Origin of the sequence: Luteimonas fraxinea (assembly GCF_021233355.1) — a bacterium.
Classification (GTDB): Bacteria; Pseudomonadota; Gammaproteobacteria; order Xanthomonadales; family Xanthomonadaceae; genus Luteimonas; species Luteimonas fraxinea.
Window position 1 is genome coordinate 208319 of record NZ_CP089507.1, and the last position, 18687, is coordinate 227005.

Genomic DNA, 18687 nt, shown 5'->3' on the forward strand with positions numbered 1-18687 from the left:
GCGCGTATACTGTGCGGCGTCGTTTCGCGCCAGATCCCGCCTGTTTTCCGGAGATCGCTCCGGGTCCGGCCCTGCCCCCCTCCAAACGAGCCCGAATTCCCCGACGTGGACAGTCTCCTGAAGCAGTTTGCGCAGTCCTCCCAGTTCGGCGCCAATGCCGCCTTTATCGAAGACCTGTACGAGCAGTACCTCGTCGATCCCGACAGTGTCGGTTCGGACTGGAAGCGGTGGTTCGACGCTTTCAAGGGTCGTGAAGCCGGCGATGTTCCCCATTCCGCAGTGCTCTCGGCCGTGGCCGAAGCAGGCCGCAAGGCCGCTCGCGGCATCGTCGAGGCGACGCCTGGCGGCGCCGGCGACGAGCGCGAGCGCCATGTCGGTCGCCTGATCACGGCGTACCGCTCGCGCGGCCATCTGGGCGCGAAGCTCGATCCGCTGGATCTGGCGCCGCCGCTCAATCCGCCGGATCTGGGCCTGCCCTTCCACCAGCTGACCGATGCCGACCTCGATGACGAGTTCAGCACCGGCGGCGTGGCCGGCCAGCCGCGGATGAAGCTGCGCGACCTGCTCGCGCTGCTCAAGACCACCTACTCCAGCCAGATCGGCGCGGAGTTCATGCACATTCCCGACTTCGAACAGCGCAGCTGGCTCTACCAGCGCCTCGAAGCCGCGGGTGGCCGGTTCGCGCGCAGCGAAACGGAAAAGAAGCGCATCCTCGAACGCCTGACCGCGGCCGAGGGCCTCGAGCGCTATCTGCACACCAAGTACGTCGGCCAGAAGCGCTTTTCGCTCGAAGGCGGCGATGCACTGATTCCGCTGCTCGACAGCGTGATCCAGCGCGCCGGCAAGGAAGGCGTCAAGGACATCGTGATCGGCATGGCCCATCGCGGCCGTCTCAACGTACTGGTCAATACGCTCGGCAAGAACCCGCGCAAGCTGTTCGACGAGTTCGAGGGCAAGTTCGACCACCACGACACCGATCGCGCCCACACCGGCGACGTGAAGTACCACATGGGCTTCTCGGCCGATCTGGCCACGCCCGGCGGTCCGGTCCATCTGGCGCTGGCGTTCAATCCGTCGCACCTGGAAATCGTCAACCCGGTGGTCGCCGGCAGCGTGCGTTCGCGCCAGCACCGTCGTCGTGATACCGAGCGCAAGCTCGTGCTGCCGGTGCTGTTGCATGGCGACGCGGCCTTCGCCGGCCAGGGCGTCAACATGGAACTGTTCCAGATGTCGCAGGCCCGCGGTTTCGCGGTTGGCGGCACGGTGCACGTGGTCATCAACAACCAGGTCGGCTTCACCACCAGCGATCTGCAGGACGCACGTTCCACGCTGTACTGCACCGACGTCGCCAAGATGGTCGGCGCGCCGATCCTGCACGTGAATGCCGACGATCCGGAAGCGGTTGTCTACTGCGCCGAGCTCGCCTACGACTTCCGCCAGCAGTTCGGCAAGGACGTGGTCATCGACCTCGTCTGCTACCGCCGTCACGGCCACAACGAAGCCGACGAGCCGGCGGCGACGCAGCCGCTGATGTACCAGGTCATCCGCAAGCACCAGACCCCGCGCGAGCTCTACACCGCGAAGCTGGTCGCCGAAGGCGTGATGGCCGAGGCCGATGCGAAGGCGATCGTCGACGGCTACCGCAACAAGCTCGACGCGGGCGAAGTCACGGTCGAGCTGGCCGATGCCAAGCCGAGCGACTACGAGCTGACGATCGACTGGGATCCCTATCTCGCAGGCCGCCTGACCGACACGCTCGACACCACGGTGTCGGTCGACAAGCTGAAGGCGCTGGCGACGCAGATCACCACGCTGCCCGAGTCCGTCACGTTGCAGGCGCGCGTCGCCAAGATCTACGACGACCGCCGCAAGATGGCCGCCGGCGAACAGGCCGGCGACTGGGGCTTCGCCGAGAACCTCGCCTACGCCACCCTGCTCGACGCCGGCCACCGCCTGCGCCTGGTGGGTCAGGACAGCGGCCGCGGCACGTTCTTCCACCGCCACGCGGTGCTGCACGACCAGACGTCCGGCAACAACTACATGCCGCTGCGCGAACTCGTGCAGAACCCGGAAGACGCCACGATCATCGACTCGCTGCTCAGCGAAGAAGCGGTCATGGCGTTCGAGTACGGATACGCGTCGTCCGAGCCGGGCACGCTGTGCATCTGGGAAGGCCAGTTCGGCGATTTCGCCAACGGCGCCCAGGTGGTCATCGACCAGTTCCTGTCGTCGGGTGAAGCCAAGTGGGATCGCCTCTGCGGTCTGGCGCTGTTCCTGCCGCACGGCTACGAAGGCCAGGGCCCCGAGCACAGCTCGGCGCGCCTCGAGCGCTTCCTGCAGCTGTGCGCGCTGGAGAACATGATGGTCTGCGTGCCGACCACGCCGGCGCAGGCCTTCCACATGATCCGTCGCCAGCTGTGCATGACCACGCGCAAGCCGCTGGTGGTGATGACGCCGAAGTCGCTGCTGCGCCACAAGCTGGCCGTGTCCTCGCTCGAGGAACTGGCCAACGGCGAGTTCCAGCACCTGATTCCCGATGCCGACGCCGACCCGAAGAAGGTCACGCGTGTGGTCGCGTGTTCGGGCAAGGTCTATTACGACCTGCTGGAAGAATCGCGCAAGCAGGGCCTCGACAACGTCGCACTGCTGCGCGTGGAACAGCTGTATCCGTTCCCGCGCGAACTGCTGGCTGCCGAGCTCAAGCGCTTCCCGAAGGCCACCGAAGTGGTCTGGTGTCAGGAAGAACCGCAGAACCAGGGTGCCTGGTACCAGATCAAGCACCACCTCGAGTTCTGCTCGGGTGCCAAGCAGTCGGTGCATTACGCCGGTCGCGCACGCTCGCCCTCGCCCGCCGTCGGTCATTTCAACGACCACGTCGCCGAGCAGCAGCAGCTGATCGCCGATGCGCTGGTGAACGATCTCGCCGGCAAGGTGCTCGCCGAGTAATCCGGCGCGCACTCCGCTCATCCATTCCCCACATTCAACGCTTTTCCAGGAAGCCACATGGCCACTGAAATCAAAGTCCCGGTCCTGCCCGAATCCGTCTCCGACGCGACCATCGCCACCTGGCACAAGAAGGCCGGCGATGCGGTCAAGCGCGACGAGAACCTCGTCGACCTGGAGACCGACAAGGTCGTCCTCGAAGTGCCGTCGACCGTCGACGGCGTGCTGAAGGAAATCAAGTTCGAAGAAGGCGCGACGGTCAACAGCGCGCAGGTCATCGCGATCATCGAAGAAGGCGCCGCCGCCGAAGCGCCGGCCGCCGAATCGGGCGCCAAGGACAAGGAAGCACCGGCCGCCGGTGCCGAGGAAGTGCAGCCGAAGTCGGAGGCCAAGAAGGCCGACGACAAGGCGCCGGCCTCGACCAAGCCGCAGACGTCGTCGGGCAAGAACGACGGCCTGCCGCCGGGCGCACGCTTCACCGCCGAGACCAAGGGCATCGATGCCTCGCAGGTCGAAGGCACCGGCCGCCGCGGCGCGGTGACCAAGGAAGACCTGCTGAACTACGCCTCGGGCAAGACCCCGGGCGTGTCGGGTGGCGCGCGTCCGGAAGAGCGTGTGCCGATGACCCGCATCCGCAAGACCATCGCGGCACGCCTGATGCAGTCGAAGGAATCGATCGCGATGCTGACCTCGTTCAACGAGGTGAATCTCGGCAAGGTGATGGCGCTGCGCAAGGAGCTGGGCGAACAGTTCCAGAAGGACAACGGCATCAAGCTCGGCTTCATGAGCTTCTTCGCCAAGGCTGCTGCCAACGCGCTGGCCAAGTACCCGGTGGTCAACGCCTCGGTCGACGGCACGGAGATCATCTATCACGGCTACGCCGACATCTCGGTTGCCATCTCGACCGATCGTGGTCTGGTGACGCCGGTGCTGCGCAACGTCGAGCGCCAGGGCTTCGCCGAAATCGAGCAGGGCATCGCCGATTACGCGAAGAAGGCGCGCGACGGCAAGCTGGGCCTGGACGATCTGCAGGGCGGCACGTTCACGATCACCAACGGCGGCACCTTCGGCTCGCTGATGTCGACGCCGATCGTCAACCCGCCGCAGTCGGCGATCCTGGGCATGCACTCGATCAAGGAGCGCGCCATCGTCGAGAACGGCCAGGTGATCGCTGCGCCGATGATGTATCTGGCGCTGTCGTACGACCACCGCATCATCGACGGCAAGGACGCGGTGCTGTTCCTTGTCGACATCAAGAACCAGCTGGAAAACCCGCACCGCATGCTGCTCGGCATGTGATGCGCCGCGACCCCCTCCACGGAGGGGGTTCGCACTTGTGGCGCCCGCGCCGCACCCCCAAATTCGCCGCATCGGCACCCTGCTCTTTCGGGCAGGCATCGAAAGAAGGATTTCCCCCATGGCTGAACAATTCGACGTCGTCGTCATCGGTGCCGGTCCGGCCGGTTACCACGCTGCCATCCGCGCCGCGCAGCTCGGCAAGACCGTCGCCTGCATCGACGCCGCGCTGGGCAAGGACGGCAAGCCGGCCCTCGGTGGCACCTGCCTGCGCGTGGGCTGCATTCCGTCGAAGGCGCTGCTCGATTCCTCGCGCCAGTTCTGGAACATGGGCCACATCTTTGGCGACCACGGCATCAGCTTCAAGGATCCGAAGATCGACGTCGAAGCGATGATCGGTCGCAAGGACAAGATCGTGAAGCAGTTCACCGGCGGCATCGCGATGCTGTTCAAGGCGAACAAGGTGACGCCGTATTACGGCTTCGCCACGCTGCACGCCGACCGCCTGGTCAAGGTCGCGCAGCACGACGGTACCGAGGTTGAGCTGACCGGTGCCAACGTCATCATCGCCGCCGGTTCGGATTCGATCGAACTGCCGTTTGCGAAGTTCGACGGCGACACCATCGTCGACAACGTCGGCGGTCTGGACTTCACCGAAGTGCCGAAGCGCCTGGCCGTCATCGGCGCCGGCGTGATCGGTCTGGAGCTCGGCAGCGTGTGGAAGCGTCTCGGCGCCGAGGTCACGATCCTCGAAGCCCTGCCCGACTTCCTCGCACTGGCCGACGCCGAAGTGGCGAAGACCGCGCTGAAGGAATTCAAGAAGCAGGGTCTCGACATCAAGCTGGGCGCCAAGGTCTCCAAGACCGAGATCACCGGCAAGGGCAAGAAGAAGGAAGTCGTCGTCAGCTATACCGACGGCAGCGGCGAACAGACGATCACCGTCGACAAGCTGCTGGTGTCCGTGGGCCGCAAGGCCGCGAGCAAGGGCCTGCTGGCCGACGACAGCGGTGTGAAGCTGACCGATCGTGGCCAGATCGAAGTCGACGACCACTGCCACACCGGCGTCGATGGCGTGTGGGCGGTCGGCGACTGCGTGCGCGGCCCGATGCTGGCGCACAAGGGCTTCGAGGAAGGCATCGCGGTCGCCGAACTCATCGCCGGCCTGCCGGGCCACGTCAACTTCGACACGATTCCGTGGGTCATCTACACCGAGCCGGAGCTGGCCTGGGTCGGCAAGACCGAGCAGCAGCTCAAGGACGAAGGCATCCCGTACAAGGCGGGCAGCTTCCCGTTCGCCGCCAACGGGCGCGCGGTCGCGATGATCGAGGCCACGGGCTTCGTCAAGGTGCTCGCGCACGCCGAAACCGATCGCGTGCTCGGCATGCACCTCGTCGGCGCCAACGTCTCCGAGCTCGTGCACGAAGGCGTGCTGACGATGGAGTTCAGCGGCTCGGCCGACGACCTCGCCCGCATCTGCCACGCGCATCCGTCGCTGTCGGAAGTGGTGCACGACGCGGCCATGGCGGTCGACAAGCGGTCGATCCACAAGGCCAATTGATCGAACGATGGGATTGGGGATGCGGGATTGGGGATTCGCAAGAGCCCGGTCTCTCGATCTGACCAATCCTGACAAGGGACGCCGGGCATCGCCCGGCGTTCTCTTTTTCAAATCCCCAATCCCGAGTTCCGAATCCCGATGAAGAGCATCTGCGTCTATTGCGGTTCCAACGCCGGCAACAAGCCTGTCTACGCCGAACGTGCAATGGCGCTGGGCGATCGGCTCGCACAAGACGGTCTGCGCCTCGTCTACGGCGGTGGCAATGTCGGCCTGATGGGCACCGTGGCCAACGCGGTGCTCGAAGCGGGCGGCCAGGTCACCGGTGTGATCCCGCAGCAGCTCGCCGACTGGGAAGTCGCGCACCGCGGCCTGACCGAACTCGAGATCGTCGACTCGATGCACGCGCGCAAGATGCGCATGTTCGAACTCTCCGACGGCTTCGTCGCCCTGCCCGGCGGCTTCGGCACGATGGAAGAGATCTTCGAGATGCTGACCTGGCGCCAGCTCGGCATCGGCAACAAGCCCTGCGCCTTCCTCGACATCGACGGCTTCTATGCGCCACTGATCGGCATGATCGACCGCATGGTCGAAGAGCGCTTCCTGCACCCGGACCAGCGCGCCGACCTCTGGTACGGCAGCGACATCGACGAGATGCTGGCGTGGATGCGGGCGTATGAGCCGGCGCAGGCAAGCAAGTGGATCGACGAGAAGCGGCGCAGTGTTTTGAAGTGAGGGGTTGCGCGGTGGAGTGAGCGCGTGCGGTGTGTGGCATCGCCTGTTTCGCGACCGCGTTGCTCCATGGTTTGAATCATTGATCGCTTTGCGACCGCGTTGTTTCGTCGCCTCGATCATTTCCGTCGCGAAGATGGGTCCCAGCTTTCGCTGGGACGACGGTGTTGGGATCCGGCGCTTTCCTTGAAGGCCCACAGTCTTCGTCCGTCGCCCCAGCGAAAGCTGGGGCCCATTTTGATCTTCATGCGACATCGGCTCGCGGCCTAGTCCGACAACCCGCCATTCAATCGCCTGCAACGATCGGAACTCCGACCTTGCAGCCGTCCCCATGCGCGACCGCCTCCCCTGCACCTACATCCTCGCCAGCGCCCCACGCGGCACGCTGTACACCGGCGTGACCTCGAATCTTCTGCAGCGCATCTGGCAACACAGCAACGATCAGACACGCGGCTTCACCTCGCAGCATCGCGTCCACCACCTCGTCTGGTTCGAAACGCACGACACGATGGACGCTGCGATCACGCGCGAGAAGCGGCTCAAAGCCTGGCAACGGCTGCGGAAGATCCAGCTCGTCGAGTCGACGAATCCGGAATGGCACGACCTGTATCCTCAACTTATCTGACAGCCCGAGGTTTCCGGATGCCCATTCCCGCCCGTTTCGACGCTTTCCGTATCCACAACGACGATGCCGGTTATCGCAGCGGCATCGAGCAGATCGCCATCGATGATCTCGCCGACGGCGAGATCGACATCGCGGTCGCGCACTCGTCGGTGAACTTCAAGGACGCGCTGGCGGGCACCGGCAAGGGCAAGATCCTGCGCCGCTTTCCGCTGGTCGGCGGCATCGACGTTGCCGGTCACGTCGTCGCATCACGCGACCCCGCCTTCAAGGAAGGCGATGCGGTGCTCGTCACCGGCAGCGGCCTCTCGGAAACACGCGACGGCGGCTACACGCAGTACGCGCGCATCGAGGCGAAGTGGGCCGTGCCCTTGCCCGCCGGGTTGAGCCTGCGCGAAAGCATGATCCTCGGCACCGCCGGTTTCACCGCCGCGCTGGCGCTGCTGCGCATGCACGAGAACCGGCAGACGCCCGCACTTGGCCCGCTCGCCGTCACCGGTGCGACCGGCGGCGTCGGCTCGCTCGCGGTCGACATCTTCAGCAGCGCAGGCTTCGAAGTGCATGCCGTCAGCGGCAAGGCCGAGCATGCGAATTATCTGAAAATGATCGGCGCATCCGAGGTGCTCGGACGCGATGCGCTGGGCACGACACGGCCGATGGAGTCCGCGCGTTTCGGTGGCGGACTCGACAATGTCGGTGGTCCGATGCTGGTCAGTCTGCTTGCGCAAACGGAGCCTTACGGCAACGTCGCCAGCGCCGGTCTCGCTGCAAGCGCGGACCTCGGTGCGACCGTTATGCCCTTCATTATCCGCGGTGTTTCGCTGCTCGGCGTCGCATCGGCAGGAACCGCGCGCGATGTGCGAGATGAGGTCTGGCAGCATCTCGCCAGCGACTGGAAGCCGCGCCATCTCGATGCGATCTGCACACGTGAAGTGGGTCTCTCGGAACTGCCGGACGTGTTCGAAACGATGCTCGACGGTGGTTCATTCGGTCGGACGCTCGTCACGCTTTGATGTCAGCTGCGCGCGCGAGCAATGAATGCGCGGATAGAATCGCAGTCGTCATATCGAGGGGGAATCGATGGCACGCATTCTGATCGTGGACGACTCGCCGTCCCAGTTGATGGGCATCCGGCGCATCGTCGAAAAGCTCGGCCATGAGGCACTGACCGCGGAGGACGGCCAGGCCGGTGTCGACGCAGCCAAGCGTGAGCTGCCGGACCTCATCCTGATGGATGTGGTGATGCCGAACCTCAACGGGTTCCAGGCAACGCGTTCGATCACGCGCGAGCCGACGACCGCGCACATCCCGGTGATCCTGGTGACGACGAAGGACCAGGACACCGATCGCGTCTGGGGCATGCGCCAGGGCGCAAAGGCCTACCTCACCAAGCCCTTCAGCGAAGTCGAGCTATCGGACGCCATTCTCAAGACAATCGGAGGCGGTGCGGCGCCGGTTGCTTGAGTCTGCGCTGATGCGACGCCGCTTCGCAGCGTATCGCCGTTGTCCCGGCGGCATCTCACAGACGTATGTCCGGTCGAGCTGACGCCCATGTTGTGCTTCGCGCGACGTCGCTCAGCCCCGAGAATCAAAATGGATGACCAGCCATTCGACTGTTGAAAAGCGTTCCAGCGCGACCAGACATGCGTCTGTTGAAAGCCGCTGGGATGACGAACTAGAGCCGGCAGTCTCTGATTGTCCAACTTCCGCCTCAGCACAAGCGGGGCAGTCGCCGTCTACTTCTTCCCGACCGCAAACGAATCGCGCAGGGCCTCGTAGGCCGCGACCTGCTGCATATCGTTCGCGACCGGCGCCTGGATCTCGAGTTCGACGATCTGGTCGCCATCCGGCGCACCGCCGGCGCCCGGTAGACCACGCCCGCGCAGACGCAGTTTGCGTCCGGCTTCCGAACTCGCCGGAATCTTCAGATCCACATGCCCGCCGAGTGTCGCCACGCTGATCGTCGCGCCCAGCGCCGCATCCCATGGCGCGATCGGCAAGGTGTGGATGATGTTGCGGCCGTCGACTTCGAAATCCGGATGCGCGGCGTATTCGATTTCCAGCAGCAGGTCGCCGCCTTGCTGGCCCTGTCGCGGCAGGCGCACGACCTGACCCGGCCGGATGCCGCGGGGAATCTTCACTTCGAAGGTCTTGCCCATCACCGGCACGCGTACGCTGTCGCCGCGGTGGATCGTCTCCAGCGTCACCGCCAGGCGCGCGCGCGTGTCGCCGCGCGGCTGCGGGCCGCCGCGACCCGGCTGTTGCGGACCGGCATAGCCGCCCGCGCGCCGGCCGAACATCTGTTCGAAGAAGTCGCTGAACCCCCCGCCGGCGCCACCGCCGGCGAAGATCTCGTCGAAATCCACACCGCCGGGCCCACCACCGAATCCGCCCGGTGGCGGCTGCACGTCGTCGCCCGGCCGATAGCCGCGCGCACGCAGACCGTCGTAGGCCTTGCGCTTCTCCGGGTCGCGCAGCGCCTCGTAGGCCTCGTTGACCGACTTGAAAGTGTCTTCCGCGCCAGGCTCCTTGCTGACGTCCGGGTGGTACTTGCGCGCGAGCCGGCGGTACGCGGTCTTGATCTCAGCATCGCCTGCGTTCGGCTCGACGCCGAGAATCTCGTAGTAATCCTTGAACTGCATCTGTTTTGCGTCCGGTGCGGGCGCGTGCCCGTCAGGAATGGAACGCCACGATCGGCGACGGCCCGCAGGATACCTGCAGGCCGTCGCCACGTCGTGGATACCGCAGTTGCATGAGGCGCAGCCGCGGTCGATCAGCCCTTACTGGCGCGTGCCCGCCTCCGCAACTGCGCCGACCTGGATGCGTCGGGGCGTCGATTCGGCGCGCTTGGGAATGCTGATCTCGAGCACGCCGTGGTGGCCGCTGGCGGTGATCGCATCGGCGTCGGCGCTGTCGGGCAGCGTGAAGCGACGATGGAAGCGGCCGGTGTTGCGCTCGACGCGCGAGAACCGCACTTCGTTGGCGTCGCCGTCGGTGGCGTCCTGGCTCGCAGGCGCACGTTCGCCCTTGAGGCTCAGCACACCCTTGTCCATCCAGATCTCGACCTGTGCCGGATCGATGCCCGGCAGGTCGGCGAGGATCACGAAACGCGAGCGCTCCTCGCGGATGTCGACGCGCGGCGTCCACTCGCTGGTGACGACCGACGATGCATCGGCATCACCGTGGACGAACTGCTGCAGGAACTGGCGCATCTCGTCGTGCAGACGCGGCGAGGTGTCGCGGGCCGACTGACGGGCGACGGCGCGGAACGCTTCATGGCGCATGGAATGACTCCGGACTTGGGGCGGCACCGGTGGCCGCGATGTCCCCGATCTGGGTACCGCCGCGGGGCTTTCAAGCATCGCCGCGAGCTCACGCCATGAGCGGCTAGACTTCCGTTCACCCTCCCCGGAACGCCCCCCATGACGATCCAGATCGGCGACACGATTCCCGAAGTCGCGCTCAAGCACATCCACGACGGCGTCCGCGTCATCGACACCCCGACGCTGTTCACCGGCAAGCAGGTTGTGCTGTTCGCAGTGCCCGGCGCGTTCACGCCGACCTGCTCGGAACATCACCTGCCCGGCTTCGTCGAACACTTCGGGACCTTCCGCAAGCGCGGCATCGACGTGATCTGCATCGCCGTCAACGATCCCTTCGTGATGCAGGCTTGGGGCGAAAGCGTTGGCGTGCCGGACGGCCTGCAGATGGTTTCTGACGGCAACGGCGATCTGGTCAAGGCGATGGGCCTGGAAATGGACGCCAGCGCCTACGGCATGGGCCTGCGCGCGAAGCGCTTCGCGCTGTATGCCGACGATGGCGTGGTGAAGCAGTTGTTCGTCGAAGCGCCGGGCGAGTTCAAGGTCTCGTCGGCCGAGCACGTGCTGGCGCAGTTGGCTGTTTGACGCCAGAAATCGTCGCCCCAGCGGCCCTCAACAGACGAACGTCTGGTCAAGCTGGGGCCCATTTTGATTTCGGTTTTAAAGCCGGAAATCAAGATCAGAATGGATCCCAGCCTTCGCTGGGATGACGGTCAATACGCTCTCAAGGCTTTCGATTCGAAGCCTCACTCCGCCACCCGAAACTCCACACTCCGCCACGCCCCGTCATCCGCGAGCGCGGTCAGCGTATGCGCGCCGGGCGTGTCGAACTCGTGCCGCAGCCACTGCGTGCCGCGGGTCTCGCCGATCCAGCGGCCGTCGAGCAGCCATTGCACGCGTCCCTCGCTGCCGAGCGCGCGCAACTGCAGGCGCACGCCATGCGTGCTGTTCGGTGGCCGCGCCAGCAGGGTGCCGGGCGTCAGGCCTTCGATGTGCAGCGCTTCGGACGCGTCGCGGCCGTCGGGCGCGCAGTCCGGCGACAGCGCGGGCAGTCTCGATGCCTGGCGCGCCGTCGCCGGCAACCACGGCGCGACGAGTGCAGGCCAGCGGGCGACCTCAGCGCTGCGACGCACGTGCGTCGCGCTGCACTCGGCGGACAGACGCAAGCCGCTGGTCACATCGACATCGAAACGCACGACGCCCGCGCCCCAGCGACTCGCATCGCGCTCCGGCAGCGTCTGCGGCACATTGCCGTCCAGCGTCCAGGCATCGCGGCGGCGCTGACACAGCGCACCGGTCTGCGCATCCGCAGCTGTGCCGAGCGGCCAGCAGATTTCGACTTCGCGCACGTTGCGCGGCGGCGGCGTGCGCACCGCGTCGGCGCGATCGCGCGGCAGGCTGTCGACGGTTTCGAACAGCAACGGCAGTGCGGTCACTGCGCCGTACTGGCCCGGCAGCGGCGTGCCGTCCGGCCGTCCGACCCAAACGCCAACGGTGTAGTGATGCGTACCGCCGATCGCCCAGGCATCGCGGTAGCCGTAGCTGGTACCGGTTTTCCACGACACGCGTGGACGACCGCCTGTGTCGAAGGTCTCGATGCGCTCGCCGGGCCGCGGATTCGATTCGAGGATCTCGCGCACGATCCACGCCGCGCCCGGCGACATCAGCAGACGTTCGACCAGCGGCGCCTCGGGCGTCAGGCGCACACGGCCGGCGATGCCTTCGCGATGCAACGCGGCATGCGCCCCGACCAGCTGTTCCAGCGTCGCGCCCGTGCCGCCGAGGATCAGCGACAGGTTCGGCGCCGCGCCACGCGGAAAGCGCAGGGTCACGCCGGGATTCTCCAGCCGCGCCGCGAAACGCGCAGGGCCGACACGATCGAGCAGATCGACCGCGGGCACGTTGAGCGACAGTCGCAACGCGTCGTCCGCCGCGACCGGTCCATTGAACGCGGCGTCGAAGTTGCCGGGCCGGTAACCGTCGAACGACTGCGGCGCATCGCTCATCAGGCTGCCGGAATGGATCAGGCCGTCATCGAGGGCCATGCCGTAGAGGAACGGTTTAGCGTGGAACCCGGCGAGCGCCACGCGCGGACCATGTCCACATGCCCGAGCCGCGCGCGATCGCCGAACGCGACCGAGCCGACATAGGCCTGCGCCTCCAGTGTGCGGTTGTCGACGACGAGCAGCGCGGCCGAGGTGCGCTCGGGCAGTTGCGAGAAATAGCTCGACACGCGCTGCTCCAGCACGCGCTGCAGGCCGATGTCGATCGTCGACACGATGCGCGCCTGTCGCGGCGCGGATTCGCGCAGGCGCTGCGCGAGCAACGCGGCATGCATCGGCTGACGCAGGCTGCGCGCGACGACCGCTTCGACCTTGCCATCGTCGACCTCGCCGCGCGACCACACGCCGAGCGTCACCATGCGCTCGAGCACCTTGTCGCGTGCCGCACGTGCGGCTTCGGGTTCGCGGTCCGGACGCAGTCGGCTCGGCGCCTGCGGTAATACCGCGAGCAGTGCGGCCTCGGCGTGCGAGAGCTGCGAGGCCGGCTTGCCGAGATAGGCCCAGCTCGCGGCCTCGACGCCTTCGATGGTGCCGCCGAACGGTGCGCGCGTCAGATACAGCGCGAGGATTTCGTCCTTGGACAGATGCACTTCCAGCTGCACCGCGCGCAGCATCTGCACGAGCTTGCCACCCACGGTGCGACCGCGTGGCGTCGGATCGAGGATGCGTGCGACCTGCATCGTCAGCGTCGAACCGCCAGAGACGATGCGCCCGCCCCGCGTCCACTGCCCCGCCGCGCGTGCGAGCGCCCAGGGATTGATGCCCGGATGCCGGCGGAACCAGCGGTCCTCGTAACCGAGCAGCGCCTGCAGATACAGCGGCGACACAGTGTCCGGCGTGGCCGGGTGCCGCCACACGCCGTCGGCATCGGCAAACGCGCGCAGCGGCGTGCCGTCGCGCGCGACGACGACGACGCTGGTGTCGGCGCGTGTCGGCAGTTGCGGTGGGAATGCGAGATCGAGCAACAACAACGTCGACAGCACAGCCGCCGTGCCCCAGCGCAGCCACGGCGCGATGCGCTGCCACACCTGCCCTGCCCGGCTGCGCCGGTTCACGCGTGGATCGGCCAAGGCGCTGGATCCCGCCTACGCGGGGTTCCCAACCAACGATTGTCGGGTCACGAAGGCGGAGACGACCTGCATCTCCACCGTCATCGACCCGGACAACTCCGGCGCGCAGCGGTCATCGAACCCGCCGCTCAAGGCTGCACCACCGTGATCCGCGCCGGCACCGACGTACCGACGCCACGCAACTGCGGCCGGTACATGTCCTCGACCAGCGGCGGCGGCGCGGTGTAGGTGCCGGGGCTGACGGCGCGCACGAGGTAGAACACGCGCGCGGTGCGGCCGCTGTCGAGCTTGAGCGCGGCGACGTAGCGGTCGTCGCGGTACTCCTCGTGCTGCACCGTCGCCGCGCTGCCGCGCTCGGTGATCTGGATGCCTTCGACGACGACATCCGCCCACTGCTTCGCATCGCCCAGATTGAAGTTCTCGACTTCCAGGCCCGCCGGCAGCAGATCCGTCAGCAGCGCATCGGGCATGTCGCGGTCGGCGACCACCGAGAGCGCGACGATCAGCGCCTCGCCCTCCTTCAGCGGTCCCGGGCTCCACGGCTTGCCGTCGGTGCCGTAGAGCCGACGCTCGACCTTGAGGACGCTGGAATCGGCGGCCGGCGCCTGACGCGGCACGCCGGCGACGTCGATGTTCGCGTACATCGGCGGTTCGCCCTGCGGGTTGAAGCGCACGCCACGACGCAGGCCGGCCTCGTCGTAGGCGCGGCCGACGATCGTCGCGGCCGCCACGGCTTCGTCGACATCGCCTTCGCGCAGCGTGCCGCCGACCCGCTTGCGCTGATCGGACGAGAGCGCACGGCCGAGTCGCACGAGTGCGATCTGTTCCTGCGTGCTGAGGTACATCCAGCCACGGTTGCGACGCACATCGACCTCGCGACCGATGTCGACCGCGCGCGCGTCGAACGCAGGCTTCGCGACGCCGCGTTCGTGGGTCAGCGCGATCATCAGCGAGGCGTCGCGCAGTGGCGTGCCGTAATCCCACAGATAACCCGGTCGGTCGCCCTGGAAATCGAACCCGGCCTGGATAGCCCGCTCACCGCGCGCCTTGTCGCCCTGCAGCGACAGCGCGAGGCCCAGATGCACCAGCGGCAGGCCGCTGAGCGTGCGGCCGCGGTCGTTGTCGTAGAGCGCGCGCAGCGTGCCCAGCGGCGCGCGGTTCACGCGTGCCAGTACGTAGCCGGCGTAGGCGCGATACGCGAAGCGCAGATGCTCGCGATGGTCCTGACCATAGAACTCGTTGCCGCCTGACAGCAGATCCTCGCCGAGACGCTCCAGCGATTTCTGCAACACCGCGTCCGGCACGGCGAAGCCGGCATCGCGCGCGTCGAGCAGGAATTCGACGATGTACGGGGTCAGCATCGGATTGACGTAGCCGTCGCTGCCCCACATCGAGAAGTGGCCGGTGCCGACCTGCATCGATGCGAGTCGCCCGAACGCGGCCTCGACGAACTGCCGGCGCTTGGCCGCGTCGACGCCCTGGATGCCGAGCATCGACACCGTGGCGTCGTCGAGCTGCAACGCCGCGTAGCCGCGGCTCGTCGTCTGTTCGGCGCAGCCGTAGGGATACGACAGCGCGCCGGTGATCGCCGCCGCGAACGGAATCGGCGGCAGGGCGCTGACGGTGAAACGCGCATTGACCGACCCGGCCATCAACCCGTCCATCAGGCCGGTATCGAGCGTCAACGGCGTGGCGCCGTCGAGCACACGTGTGTTCGAACGCAGCACCGCCGGCCAGGCGGGCCGCACCGGCAGGTCGTAACTGCGGTCGACGCGCACGCCTGTGCCGTTCACCCGCACCCGCACCTTGGCGACGGTATAGCCCTCCTGCGCGGTCAGCGGAAAGCTCAGCGTGGTCTTGCCGTCGACGCCCAGTTCCACCTTGCGGCTGCCCTCGCCGATCGCCAGCGGGCCGACACCGTCGACGCGAACATCGAAGCTGCCGGCACGTCCGCTGAAATTGCTCAGATCCAGTGTCACCGTGCTGGTGTCGCCCGGTGCCATGACCCGCGGCATGCTGGCCTCGGCGACCAGTGGCGCGCGCACGACCGTCTCCACATCACGACTGCCGTAGCGGTCCGCCGACCACACCAGCGCGGACACCCGCAGCGTGCCGTTGAAGTCGGGCAACTGCAGCGATACACGCGCATTGCCGCGCGCATCGAGCTTCACCGGTCCTGCGAACAGATCGACCGTCTGCACGCGCGCGGTCGGACGCCGCGCCTGCGGCAACGCGGCCAGCGGCGCATCGCCACCGAAGCGCAGGCGCGCGGTGCCGCCTTCGAAACTCTCGATCACGCGGCCGTAGAGATCGTAGGCATCCACGCCGAACCGGCGCTGCGCGAAGAAATGCTTCCACGCATCGGGCACCGGGAAGCGGGTGATGTTGAGGATGCCGACATCGACCGCCGACACCGTGACCCAGGCCTCCTGCCCGGCCAGCTGCGGCGCGCTGACCGTGACCTGCATCGGGCCTTCGGGCCGGATGAGCGCAGGTGCCTTGAGGCCGACGGCGACACGTCGCTCGCGCCGTTCCATCGGCACGTGCGCCACGCCGACCGCGCGTGCCGGCGTGACCGTGCTGGTCGCGCTGCCGCCGCGGAACACCAGCGCGGTCACGTAGACATCGTGACGCTCCCAGTCCTCGGTGACCGGGATGTCAAAGGTGCTGCCTGGCGTGGCGTCGATCTCCTGCAGATAGAGCATGCGGTCGCTTTCGACCATCAGCAGACCCTTGCCCGGATGCGGCGGCGTCACCGTCACGCGCATCGTGTCGCCGGCGCGATAGCCGGCCTTGTCGAGTGCGACCTTGACCTTGTCGGGGCGTGCATCGAGACCGCGGTTGCCGTCGTCCCAGCTCCAGCCTGCGCGGAACGGATAGCGCGACACCAGTTTCGTCGCCGGATCCTCGACATCGATGCGGTACTCGCCCCACTCCACCGGAAAATCGAAGCGCGTGGCATCGCTGCCGGCTTCGAGCGTGCGCGTCTCCACCGTCTCGAAGCGACGGGTGAATTCATAGCGCCAGCCGGCATCGTCGTTGCGCCAGTGGTAGTCGCGATGCTCGCGGATCAGCGAGACCTTGAGCCCGGCCTGCGGACGCGGCTTGCCATCCGAACCGACGCGCGTCAGTTCGAAGCGCGCCTTGGTGTTGGGGTCCGCGCCGTCGTCGGGTTCGAACAGCGGACGCACGCCGACCAGCGCATCGGCCGGCCACAGCACGCGCTTGAGCGTGCGATTGACGCTGCGGCCGCCGGTCTCGTACAGGCTGCCGGACACGATCGCGGCGATCGGCGTGGTGGGCTTGGCTTCTTCCGGCAACGGGATGTCCGCGGTCAGTCGTCCCTGCGCATCGAACGTGCCCTCGACGACATCCTTGGCCTCGCGCGGCAGGTCGACGGTCGCATCACCGAACACGAAACCGGGCAGGCCTTCGACCGGCGATCGCTCCACCGCGAGCGCCAGTCGCGCAGTGAACCGGTTGCCGCTTGCCGGCGCGCCATAGAGATACGCGCCGGTCGCCTGCAGCTTCAGCGGCTCACCGGGACGCAGCACCGCCTGCGCGTCGAGGTCAAGCTTCATGCGCTCGGGCAGGAATTCCTCGATGCGCAGCGTCATGCCCTGCACCGCTTCGCGCGCGGCAGGATCGGTGCGGAATTCGACGCGCCAGCTGCCAGTGGGCGCATCGACCGGAATCTCGCGCTCGAAACGGAAGTAGCCGCTCTCGCCCGGCTCGACGCGCGTTTCGAAGAAGGTCTTGCCATCAGGCTGGCGCAGACGCGCGAACAGCGACTGTGAGCGACTGTCCTTGGCCGCGACCGGTCGTCCATCCTGATCGCGCAACAGCGCCGACACGCGCACGGTTTCGCCCGGGCGATACAGGTCGCGACCCGACCACGCGAACACGTCGAACCAGGCCTGCTCGCGGCCGCTGACCGCGAACTCCGACAGGTCTAGCGCCGGCTGGTTGAACGGCAGCAGCGACACATCGCTGGCACGACTGGCGACCAGCACATGGCCGGCGTCCAGCGTGTAATCGAGCATCGCATTGCCCTTGGCATCGGTGCTCGCGCGGTAGACGGTGGCGCCCTTGGCGTCGAGCACCTTCAGCTCGGCGCTGCCGATCGGCGCGCCGTTCTGCAGCGATGCGGTGTGCACGAACAGCTTTTCGCTATAGGCGCGCGCGTGCAGGCCGATGTCGCTGACGGTGAAGAACGCGGTTTCGTACTGGTCCTCGAACGCGCCCGCGCGCTTCATCACCGCGAAGTACAGACCCGGCTGTTGCAGCTCACGAATCTCCTGCAGCGGCAGATAGGTCAGCACGCGTTCGTTGCGCGCACCATCGATCGCGAAGCGGTTCACGTAGACCGGCTTGGCCAGCTTCGACAGCGGGGTGTTCTCGCCCCAGCGGTTATCGAGTTCCCAGCTGCCGCGGCGGCCGCCGCGCTGGTACTGGGTCAGGAATGCGGGCAGCGATTCGTCATCGACGCGCAGGAACTCGACATCGACCTCGGCGACGTTGATCGACACGATCGGCAGGCCGCGCGACTCCTTCGCCGGCAGCACGCTGCCCTGCGAAGCAAAACCGACGACCGGGTCGAGCTCTCCGGTGAACACCTTGCGTTCAACATTGGCGCCGAGCGTGTCGCCGCTGGCCGAGGCCAGCTTGCCGGACAGGCGCACGGTGTAGTCGCGGTTCGCCTCGACGTGCGGGAAACGCAACACTTTGCCGTCGTCGTCGAGCGTCCAGCTGCCTTCGCGGGCGGCGCCATCGGTAAAGGTCACCAGCGCATCGAAGTCCTGGGTGCCGACCAGGGGTTCGGAGAACTCGAGCGCCAGCGCGAGCGACCCGTCGCGCTGGTCGGGAAATGCGCGCACCAGACCGAACCCTTCGATCGTTTCGCGATCGGTCTGGATCGCCTCGCCGCTGACGCCGGGCGTCTGACCGGCCGTGTCGCGTTTGCAGGCCGCCAGTCCGAAGGCGAGGAGCAGGACCGTCAGGCCTGCCAGCAGATGACGCATGCGCAGCGATGCGCGTTCGGTTCCGAAGGACATCCGCTGTGCTCCGCTGGGCGTTGGCCGCGAGT

Annotated in this window: 11 protein-coding genes and 1 pseudogene; 8 read left to right on the forward strand and 4 right to left on the reverse strand. The window is 66.9% G+C overall.

Going from position 1 to position 18687, the window contains the following annotated elements:
• Positions 1–105: 105 nt before the first annotated feature.
• From LU699_RS00970 to pilH, 7 genes are all read left to right on the forward strand, one after another.
• Positions 106–2946 (forward strand): 2-oxoglutarate dehydrogenase E1 component, encoded by a 2841-nt coding sequence (locus LU699_RS00970; RefSeq protein ID WP_232134800.1) that lies wholly within the window; start codon positions 106–108, stop codon positions 2944–2946.
• A gap of 57 nt (positions 2947–3003) precedes the next feature.
• Entirely contained in the window at positions 3004–4242 is a 1239-nt protein-coding gene (sucB, locus tag LU699_RS00975) for a dihydrolipoyllysine-residue succinyltransferase (RefSeq protein ID WP_232580452.1), read from the forward strand.
• 118 nt (positions 4243–4360) lie between these two features.
• Positions 4361–5797: a dihydrolipoyl dehydrogenase gene (lpdA, locus tag LU699_RS00980; protein ID WP_232134798.1), complete on the forward strand. Its 1437-nt coding sequence runs from the start codon at positions 4361–4363 to the stop codon at positions 5795–5797.
• Positions 5798–5935: 138 nt separating this feature from the next.
• Positions 5936–6529, forward strand: coding sequence for an LOG family protein (locus tag LU699_RS00985; RefSeq protein WP_232134797.1), 594 nt, complete (start codon positions 5936–5938; stop codon positions 6527–6529).
• Positions 6530–6857: 328 nt separating this feature from the next.
• Entirely contained in the window at positions 6858–7151 is a 294-nt protein-coding gene (locus LU699_RS00990) for a GIY-YIG nuclease family protein (protein ID WP_232134796.1), read from the forward strand.
• Between the two features lie 17 nt (positions 7152–7168).
• Positions 7169–8161, forward strand: coding sequence for an acrylyl-CoA reductase family protein (locus LU699_RS00995; RefSeq protein WP_232134795.1), 993 nt, complete (start codon positions 7169–7171; stop codon positions 8159–8161).
• A 67-nt stretch (positions 8162–8228) separates the two neighbouring features.
• The gene (gene pilH / locus LU699_RS01000) at positions 8229–8612 is read left to right on the forward strand and encodes a twitching motility response regulator PilH (RefSeq protein ID WP_232134794.1); all 384 of its coding nucleotides are present in this window, start codon (positions 8229–8231) and stop codon (positions 8610–8612) included.
• Between the two features lie 272 nt (positions 8613–8884).
• On the opposite strand, the gene LU699_RS01005 is transcribed toward pilH, so the two are convergent.
• Complete coding sequence (locus LU699_RS01005; protein ID WP_232134793.1) at positions 8885–9790, reverse strand: DnaJ C-terminal domain-containing protein; 906 nt, start codon at positions 9788–9790, stop codon at positions 8885–8887.
• A gap of 138 nt (positions 9791–9928) precedes the next feature.
• Positions 9929–10432, reverse strand: coding sequence for an Hsp20/alpha crystallin family protein (locus tag LU699_RS01010; RefSeq protein ID WP_425491081.1), 504 nt, complete (start codon positions 10430–10432; stop codon positions 9929–9931).
• 138 nt (positions 10433–10570) lie between these two features.
• On the opposite strand from LU699_RS01010, the gene LU699_RS01015 reads away from it, so the two are divergent.
• The gene (locus tag LU699_RS01015; protein ID WP_232134792.1) at positions 10571–11053 is read left to right on the forward strand and encodes a peroxiredoxin; all 483 of its coding nucleotides are present in this window, start codon (positions 10571–10573) and stop codon (positions 11051–11053) included.
• A 161-nt stretch (positions 11054–11214) separates the two neighbouring features.
• Here LU699_RS01015 and pbpC read toward each other — a convergent pair.
• Positions 11215–13601 (reverse strand): annotated as a pseudogene (gene pbpC / locus LU699_RS01020) (penicillin-binding protein 1C).
• Positions 13602–13729: 128 nt separating this feature from the next.
• Positions 13730–18622: an alpha-2-macroglobulin family protein gene (locus tag LU699_RS01025; RefSeq protein WP_425491092.1), complete on the reverse strand. Its 4893-nt coding sequence runs from the start codon at positions 18620–18622 to the stop codon at positions 13730–13732.
• Between the last annotated feature and the right edge of the window lie 65 nt (positions 18623–18687).